6 protein-coding genes are annotated in these 9,005 nt (G+C 69.1%); 3 read left to right on the forward strand and 3 right to left on the reverse strand.

From position 1 onward, the window contains the following. Positions 1–215: 215 nt before the first annotated feature. The 3 genes from ABW137_RS14985 (at position 216) to ABW137_RS14995 (ending at position 3,787) form a co-directional block, all read left to right on the forward strand. Entirely contained in the window at positions 216–1,103 is an 888-nt protein-coding gene (locus ABW137_RS14985; RefSeq protein WP_526401245.1) for a D-alanyl-D-alanine carboxypeptidase family protein, read from the forward strand. A gap of 67 nt (positions 1,104–1,170) precedes the next feature. Next, on the forward strand, positions 1,171–2,001 hold the full coding sequence (locus ABW137_RS14990) for a D-alanyl-D-alanine carboxypeptidase family protein (RefSeq protein ID WP_526401247.1): 831 nt from the start codon (positions 1,171–1,173) through the stop codon (positions 1,999–2,001). A 160-nt stretch (positions 2,002–2,161) separates the two neighbouring features. Then, entirely contained in the window at positions 2,162–3,787 is a 1,626-nt protein-coding gene (locus ABW137_RS14995) for a diflavin oxidoreductase (protein ID WP_526401249.1), read from the forward strand. Positions 3,788–3,807: 20 nt separating this feature from the next. On the opposite strand, the gene ABW137_RS15000 is transcribed toward ABW137_RS14995, so the two are convergent. From ABW137_RS15000 to ABW137_RS15010, 3 genes are all read right to left on the reverse strand, one after another. Continuing rightward, entirely contained in the window at positions 3,808–4,905 is a 1,098-nt protein-coding gene (locus ABW137_RS15000) for an amidohydrolase family protein (RefSeq protein ID WP_526401251.1), read from the reverse strand. A gap of 31 nt (positions 4,906–4,936) precedes the next feature. Continuing rightward, on the reverse strand, positions 4,937–6,520 hold the full coding sequence (ffh, locus tag ABW137_RS15005; protein WP_526401253.1) for a signal recognition particle protein: 1,584 nt from the start codon (positions 6,518–6,520) through the stop codon (positions 4,937–4,939). A gap of 24 nt (positions 6,521–6,544) precedes the next feature. After that, positions 6,545–9,005: [protein-PII] uridylyltransferase (locus ABW137_RS15010; protein ID WP_526401255.1), on the reverse strand; the 2,461-nt coding region annotated here is incomplete at its 5' end.

A 9,005-nucleotide genomic window follows, 5' to 3' on the forward strand; every position in this document is an offset into this window, starting at 1 on the left:
GCTATTTCGCCGGCTATGCCACAAATGGTGATCGACTCCCTCGAATGGTTGGTTGGGCGGCCGCCATCGGAACGTTGCGTTCGCGCATGACGGCGTCGGCCCGGCGTTGGTTTGTAGCCGGATTACCCGGCCGCCAAACACTCGTGGCGCTGGTCACGCTGACCGAGGGGTGGGCGCGGTGCACCGGCCGGGAGCGGCCAGTAGGCTCACCGGCCATGGTCAGGCTCCTCGGTGCTCTCGCCGTGTCGTTGACGGCGCTCCTGGTCGGCCCGCTCGTCATCAGCACGCCCGCCGCGACGGCGGACGTCGAGGTGCAGCCGGTCGGCACCGTTCAGATCCCGGCGGGTCCCGCGCCGGCGTGGATCGTCGCTGACCTGGATTCCGGGCAGATCCTCGCGGGTCAGGACCAGTACGCCAGGCACGCACCTGCCAGCACCATCAAGGTGCTCCTCGCGCTCGTGGCCATCGACGAACTGCCGCTGGATGCGACGGTCGTCGCCAGCGCCGCCGACGCCACGGTGGAATGCAACTGCGCAGGGGTCAAGGCCGGGCGCACGTACACGGCTCAGGAACTTCTGGACGGTCTGCTGCTGGTGTCGGGCAACGACGCCGCCAACACGCTGGCGCACATGCTGGGCGGCCCCGGCGCGGCCGTCGCGAAGATGAACGCCAAGGCCGCCGCGCTCGGTGCCGTCGACACCCAGGCAGGCTCGCCCTCGGGTCTGAACGGTCCCGGCATCGACGGCTACACGACGCCCCATGATCTGGCCGTGGTGTTCCGCGCCGCGCTGACGAACCCGGTGTTCGCCGCGATCACCGCAGCGCCGACGGCGCCGTTCCCCGGTGACGCGGGCCCGGTCACGCTCGTCAACCAGGACGAGATGCTGGGTCGCTACCCGGGCATGCTCGGCGGCAAGACGGGATTCACCGACGTTGCACGCAAGACGTTCGTCGGCGCCGCGCAACGGGACGGCAGGCGTCTGGTGGTCGCGATGATGTACGGGCTCGTCGTCGAGGGTGGGCCCACCTACTGGGATCAGGCCACCAGCCTGCTGGACTGGGGCTTCGCGCAGGACCGCGCGGTGAGCGTCGGCGCGCTGTAGCGGTCGATACCCGACGGAGACCTGATCGCGCGCTTGACGAGTCCTCGCCTGCATACGCTCGCTCATCGTGCGAAGACTCTTCGCGGCGGCGGCGCTCGCCCTCGGCACGGTGCTGACCGCGACCACCGCACCCGTCGCTCTGGCCCAACCGGACATCCCTCCGGCAGGTGCGGTCGTCGCACCGCCCGATGGCCCCGCCCAGTCCTGGTTGGTGGCCGACCTGGACACCGGCCGGGTCCTGGCGGCCAAGGATCCGTATGCGTTGCGGGCGCCCGCGAGCACCCAGAAGATCCTGCTGGCGCTCGTCGTCGTCGACCACCTCGATCCCAACTCGTTCGCGAGGGCCAACCGGTCCCACGAACGCGTGGAATGCTCGTGCGTCGGGCTGACTCCCGGCCAGCCCTACACCACGCGCCAACTACTGGACGCACTCCTGATGGTGTCCGGAAACGACGCGGCCAACATGCTGGCCGACATGCTTGGCGGGCAGCGGATTGCGGTCGCCAGGATGAATGCCAAGGCGCAGCAGCTCGGTGCTCGCAGCACCCGTGCGAGTTCACCGTCGGGGCTCGACGGTCCCGGCTGGGAGTCGGTGACCACTGCTCACGACCTCGCCGTGATCTTCCGTGCCGCCCTTGCCAATCCGTTGATCGCGTACATCCTGCGGCAGCCTTCGGCCCAGTTCCCCGGCAAGACGATCACCGCGCAGAACGAGCTGCTGAGCCGCTACCCTGGCGATCTCGGCGGCAAGACCGGGTTCACGAATCTGGCGCGAAAGACCTACGTCGGCGCGGCGCAGCGCGGTAATCGTCGCCTCGTCGTGGTGCAGATGTACGGCACCGGCGACCTCTACGGCCAGGCGATCGGGCTCCTCGACTGGGGGTTCAGCCAGCCCTGACCGGGCTCTCCAGCCCACACCCACGCCACCGGAAGCGCAGGCATCCGGCTGGCGCGACTCGACGGCCATGGGTACGGCCCCACGGCCGGTCAGCCTCAAGTAAGGTCGCCCTAACTTAGCGCGCGGGGCGGTCCCGGGCGCCCGTGGAGAGGGAGCCACCGTGACCGGTCAACGCGACTTCTCGCTGATCGTCGCCTACGGCACCGACATGGGGAATGCCGAGGACGCCGCGATGTCGTTCGCCGAGGCTGCCGCGGCGGCGGGCATCGACGCCAGCGCCGTCGAACTGAACCAGGTCGACGTCTCGGAGCTGCAGTCGGCGACGCACTTCGTCGCCGTCACCTCGACGTTCGGCGACGGCGAGTTCCCCGACAACGCCGCGTTGTTCTGGGAGTCGATCAGCGCCGAGACCGAACGGCTCGAACACCTCGGCTTCGCCGTCCTCGCGCTCGGCGACAGCTCCTACGAATTGTTCTGCAACGCAGGCAAACTCCTAGACGAACGCTTGGAAGCGCTCGGCGCCACCCGGTTGGCCGACCGCGTCGACGTCGACGGCTTCTACGAACAACCGGCCGCGGCGTGGACCACCGACGTCGTCAAGGCCCTTGCCGCCCAGCACACGACGACCGCGATCGCGGCGGCAGTGCCCGCGGCCGATCCGTCGGTGCCTGCCGAGCCGACGGCCAGGGAGCGCAACCAGGCCGTCGAGGCACGCCTCGTCGTCAACCGCCCACTGACGTCGCCGGAATCCGACAAGGAGGTCCGACACTACGAGATCGACCTCACCGGATCCGGAATCGCCTACCACGCCGGAGATTCGATCGCGGTACACGCGCCCAACGACCCCGCCCTCGTCGAGGCGATACTGACTCACCTGGGCCTCGGCCCCGACCATCGCGTCGCTCATCACGACGAACCGCTCGGCGTCCTTCTTGCCGAACACCTGGAGATCCGCACCCCGTCGCGCGCGCTGCAGGCGCTGGTGTCGGCGCGGACCAAGGACGCCGACGCGGCTGCAGGCCTGCGCGGCGATCACGTCCCGACGCCGGGCTCCTGGGCGTACGGCAAGGACGTGCTCGACCTACTCAGACTCGCCGATCTCACGGTCGACGAGGTCACCGACACCCTGCGGCCCTTGCAGTTTCGTGACTACTCGATCGCGTCCAGTCCGCTGGTCCACCCCGACCGCGTGCACCTCACCGTCGCCACCGTCCGCTACACCGCAGGCGAGCGCACCCACGGCGGGGTCGCCTCGACCTTCCTGGCCGAGCGCGGCGACGAGCTCCGGGTCCACCTACGTCCGAATCACAACTTCCGGCTGCCCGCCGACGACATACCCATCATCATGATCGGCCCAGGCACCGGCATCGCACCCTTCCGCGCCTTCCTGCAGGAGCGCCGGTCCACCCAGGCGCAGGGCCAGTCGTGGCTGTTCTTCGGCGACCGGCGACGCGCCAGCAGCTTCCTCTACGGTGACGAGCTCGAAGGCTTCTTGCAGGCGGGCACGCTCACCCGTCTGGACCTGGCGTTCTCCCGCGACGGAGCCGACGGCGAGCCGAAGACGTATGTGCAGCAGCGGATGTGGGAGAACTCGGCCGAACTGTTCGGTTGGCTGCAGGACGGCGCGCACGTGTACGTGTGCGGCGACGAGAAGCGGATGGCCAAGGACGTCGACACGGCGTTGCACGGCATCGTGTCCCGCTGCGGCGGCTTGGACGCGTCAGCCGCCCACGCCTACGTCAACGATCTGATCAAGAGCCACCGCTACGTCCGCGACGTCTACTGACCCGGATCCTCTCGCGAGCGCTAGAAGACGCGTCCGCGCAGCACCACCAGGTCGGGGTGGGCGAGCACGTCGGCACCGCCGCGCGGGTCTGTGGCGTAACAGACCAGATCGGCCGACGCGCCGTGCGCCAGCGCGGGTCTGCCGAGCCAGGCCCTTGCGTCCCAGCACGCCGCCCCCAGCGCTTCCGTCGCACTCATGCCGACGGTGGTCAACGCGTCGACCTCGTCCGCGATCCGGCCGTGGGCGACCGTCCCACCCGCATCGGTGCCCGCGTAGATCGGCACACCCGCATCGTGCGCGGCGCCGACGCGCTCCTTGCAGGAGGCGTACAGGTCGCGCATGTGCTTGGCGTAGGTCGGATACTTGGCCGCCGCGTCGGCGATGCCGGGAAAGTTCTCGATGTTGATCAGCGTCGGCACCAGCGCAGTGCCGTGGTCCAGCATCAGCGAGATGACGTCGTCGGTGATGCCGGTGCCGTGCTCGATGCAGTCGATCCCCGCCCTGACGAGGCCCGGTAGGGCATCCTCGCCGAACACGTGCGCCGTGACCCTGGCCCCCTCGGCGTGGGCAGCGGCAATCGCGTCGACGAGTACGTCATCGGACCACAGCGGGGTCAGGTCGCCGATGCCGCGGTCGATCCAGTCCCCGACCAGCTTCACCCAGCCGTCACCCCGGCGCGCCTGCTCGGCGACCACCGCGGGCAGTCGCGATTCATCCTCGACGTCGATTGGAAGGCGGGGGATGTAGCGCTTGGGTCTGGCCACGTGTTTGCCTGCCCTGATGATGCGGGGCAGGTCGTCGCGATCGTCGAGACTGCGGGTGTCGATGGGTGACCCGGCGTCACGGAGCAACAGCGCCCCGATGTTCCGCTCGATCTCGGCCTGCGTGACGGCCTCGTCGAGCTCGGTCGGCCCGTGCGGTCCGAGCCCGACGTGGCAGTGCGCGTCGACAAGGCCGGGCAGGATCCAGCCATCCTCGAATACCGTTTCGGCATCGGCGACGGGCTCGGCGCTGAGTCGGCCCCGCGGCCGTCCCCCGCCGGGCGGGCCCTCATCGACCACCCACCATTCGACGGGTTCACCGTCGGGCAGCCCACGGCCCCGCAGGTGCAGTCTCATCCGCTCGTCGCCGTCATCGCCAGCAACGGGCCTACTTCTGGCCGGGGAACTTCAGCTTCGACAGGTCGAAGTCCGCCAAACCCGGCGGGAGTTCGTCGAGCCCCTTGGGCATGTTCGACAGATCGGGGAATCCGGCGGGCATTCCACCGCCGACGCCGAGCGGGTTGGCCACCTTCGGCGGGGTCGGCCCCCTCCCCTTCTGGCCGCCCTTCTTCTTCCCGGCCTGCTTGTTCTTGCCCTTGGCGGCCTTGCGTGATGATCCCTTGCGGCCGAACGGCATTCCCATCTGGCCGGCCATCTGCGACATCATCTTGCGGGCTTCGAAGAAGCGGTCGACGAGCTGGTTGACCTCCGAGACGTTGACCCCGGACCCGTTCGCGATGCGCAGCCGCCGCGAGGCGTTGATGATCTTTGGGTCCGCCCGTTCGGCGGGCGTCATACCGCGGATGATGGCCTGCACGCGGTCGAGCTGGGTGTCGTCGACGGCTGCCAGGGCATCCTTCATCTGGCCTGCACCGGGCAGCATGCCGAGCAGGTTGCCGATCGGACCCATCTTGCGGATCGCCAGCATCTGCTCGAGGAAGTCCTCAAGGGTGAGCTCACCGGAGCCGATCTTGGCGGCGGCCTCCTCGGCCTTCTGCGCGTCGAAGACCTGCTCGGCCTGCTCGATGAGGGTCAGCACGTCACCCATGCCGAGAATGCGGCTGGCCATTCGGTCGGGGTGGAAGACGTCGAAGTCGTCGAGCTTCTCGCCGTCGGAGGCGAACAGGATCGGCACGCCGGTGATCTCGCGCACCGACAGCGCAGCGCCACCGCGAGCGTCGCCGTCGAGCTTGGTCAGCACCACGCCGGTGAATCCGACGCCCTCGCGGAACGCCTCCGCGGTGGTGACGGCGTCCTGGCCGATCATCGAGTCGAGGACGAACAGCACCTCGTCGGGGTCGACGGCGTCCCGAATCGCGCCGGCCTGCGCCATCAACTCTTCGTCGATGCCGAGGCGGCCCGCGGTGTCGACGATCACGACGTCGAAGTGCTTGGCCTTGGCCTCGGCCAGGCCCGCGGCCGCCACCGCAACCGGGTCACCCGTCTTCATCTGCGCGATGTCGACGCCGCCAGGCGAGACCCCGGGATTCGGCGCGAACACCTGAACACCCGCGCGCTCACCGACGATCTGCAGCTGGCTGACCGCGCCGGGCCGCTGCAGGTCGCAGGCCACCAGAAGCGGCGTGTGGCCCTGGCCCTTGAACCACTTGGCGAGCTTGCCCGCCAGCGTCGTCTTACCCGAACCCTGCAGGCCTGCGAGCATGACGACCGTCGGCGGTGTCTTGGCGTAGGCGATCGTGCGGGTCTCCCCGCCGAGGATGCCGACGAGTTCGTCGTTGACGATCTTGACGACCTGCTGCGCGGGATTGAGCGCGCCCGACACCTCGGCGCCCTTCGCGCGGTCCTTGACGCGGCCGATGAACGCGCGGACGACGGGCAGCGAGACGTCGGCCTCGAGCAGCGCAAGCCGAATCTCTCGGGCGGTGGCGTCGATGTCGGCGTCGGTGAGCCGGCCCTTGCCCCGCAGGCCCGACAGGGCCCCGGTCAACCGGTCGGACAGGGATTCAAACACGTGATTAGCCTAGCTGGCGACCAACTAACTAGCCTCCGACACCTTCTTGGCGGGGCTCGGGGCGGGCAGCACCTCGTAGAGGTCGTGTTCGAGGCGGTCCCTGGCGGCGACGTAATCCGCGGCATCGTCCGCGGCCTGGCCAGTCACCAGCGACGGCACGACCAGCCCGAAGACGTCCACCACCGAGGAGCCCAGCGTCGTCACCTTCGCCCACGCGATGTCGAGACCGTCCCGCTCGATCGCCGCCGTCAGCCGCGCCAGCAGCCCAGCCCGGTCCGTGCTGCGGATCTGCAGGATGAACTCGCCGCGCGACGAACCCTCGAACCACAGGATCCTTGGCGGCGCGGGGGCGTTGATGGGCACCGCGTGCGGCGCCTCGCCCGCCTTGGTGGTGTTGGTCGCAGCTGCGTCCTGGTCGCGACGCTCCAGCGTGCCGATGACGTCCAGGTCCCCGGCCAACGCCAGGGTGAACTGCTCGCGAAGCAACTCGGCGGCGGGAGGCGAGCCGAAGTGCGGCGACACGACGAAGGTGTTGATGGCCACGCCCTGGTGACTGTTCACCGACGCCGAGTGCACCCGAAGCGAATTCAGCGCCATCACCCCCGCCGCCTTGGACAGCAGACCCCTGCGGTCGGGGGCGATCATCGCGACGTTGAAGACGTAGGGACTGTCGGTGCCTGCCAACTCGACGTGAACGCCGCCATCTTCGGCCAATGCGACGTGCCGCGGATCGATCGGATCGGGCTGCGGCAGCGGCTCGCCTGCCATCACCAGACGACAGCGCCGCACCAGATCGCCGAGCAGCGAGGCCTTCCAGTCACCCCACACGCCTGGACCGGTGGCCAACGAGTCCGCCTCCGCGAGGGCATGCAGGAGTTCCAGCAGGTTCGGGTCGCCGCCGAGGGCATCCACGACGCCCGCGATGACCTTCGGGTCCTGCAGATCGCGGCGCGTAGCCGTGTCGGGGAGCAGCAGGTGATAGCGGACGATCTTGGACAGCACCTCGACGTCCGTCGGCCAGAGACCGAGCCGGGTGCCGATCTGGGTCGCCAGATCGGCACCGATGACGCTGTGGTCACCGCCGCGACCCTTGCCGATGTCGTGCGCCAACGCGCCGAGCACCAATAGATCCGGGCGCGCCACCCTGGTAGTGAATGCACTTGCGCGGGACACGGTTTCGACGAGATGACGATCGACGGTCCAGATGTGAACGACGTCGCGCGGCGGCAGATCCCGTACCGCTCCCCATTCCGGGAAGAGCCTGCCCCACAAACCCGTTCGGTCCAGCGCCTCGACGACCGCCACCGTCGCCGGTCCCGCGGCGAGCATCACCAGCAGGTCCTTGAGAGCCTGGCGGGGCCACGGCGTGCGCAGTTCCGGCGCCGTCTCGGCAAGCCGACTCAACGTGGACGCCGACATCGGCAACCCGGTGGTGGCCGACGCCGCCGCGACGCGGAGAATCAGCCCGGGATCACGCTCGGGGCGAGCATCGCGGGCAAGCATCACCTCGCCGCCGTACTCGATCACGCCCTCGTCCAGCGGCCTGCGCATGGGACGGCGCAGTGCAGCGAAACCGCGGCGCGGCAAGGCGTTCGACGCGGTTCGCAGACCGGCATCGACGTAGTAGCTGATGGTCCGCGCCGCGTCGCTGAGCATGCGGGCCAGGTCGAAGCGGTCGCCAATGTGCAGTGCGGCGCCGATCTCGTCGGCGTACTGGGCCAGCAACATCTCCCTGCCGCGGCGGGACACGCGGTGCAGTTCGGTACGCACGTTCAACAGGGCGAGATGGGCGTCACCGAGTGACCCGGTGGGAGATGCGAGCGAGCGACTGGGATAGGCATCGGCCAACTGCGCGATGGCCAGCGCGTTGAGCAGCTGCACGTCGCGCAGGCCACCACGCCCGTTCTTGAGGTCGGGTTCCGCCCGGTGGGCGATCTGGCCGCTGCGGTCCCAGCGGGCCGTCGTGTGTTCGACGAGTTCCTCGAAGCGGGAGGCGATTCCGGTACGCCATTGCCTGCGCGCGCCGCCCACCAACAACGTCGACAAATCGGAGTCGCCCGCGATGTGTCTGGCGTCGAGCATGGCCAGGCCCGCCGAGATGTCCTCGCCGGCGACGGTGAGCGCCTCCGCCACGGTCCGCACACTGTGGTCGATGTGAATGTTCGCGTCCCACAACGGATACCAGAGCAATTCGGCCACCTGCGACACCACGTCGAGAGGCATGTTGTCGTGGACCAGGGTCAGGTCCAGGTCGGAGAACGGCAACAGTTCGCCACGACCGAGACCGCCGGTGGCCACGATGGCGAACCCGCTGGTGGGGGTGATGCCGATCTCGGATGCCTTGGTGGTGAGCCAGAATTCGTGGAGATCGAGAAGTGCGTCGCGCAGCGCGGCGGAATCCAACCGCGCGCCTCCGCTGAGAAGCTGCTCGGCGGCGGTGGCCAGGTCATTGGCCGGACGCGACGATCCCGCCGCCGGGGCCTCC

The organism is Mycobacterium sp., from assembly GCF_040509115.1.
In the GTDB taxonomy this organism is placed as follows: Bacteria; Actinomycetota; Actinomycetes; order Mycobacteriales; family Mycobacteriaceae; genus Mycobacterium.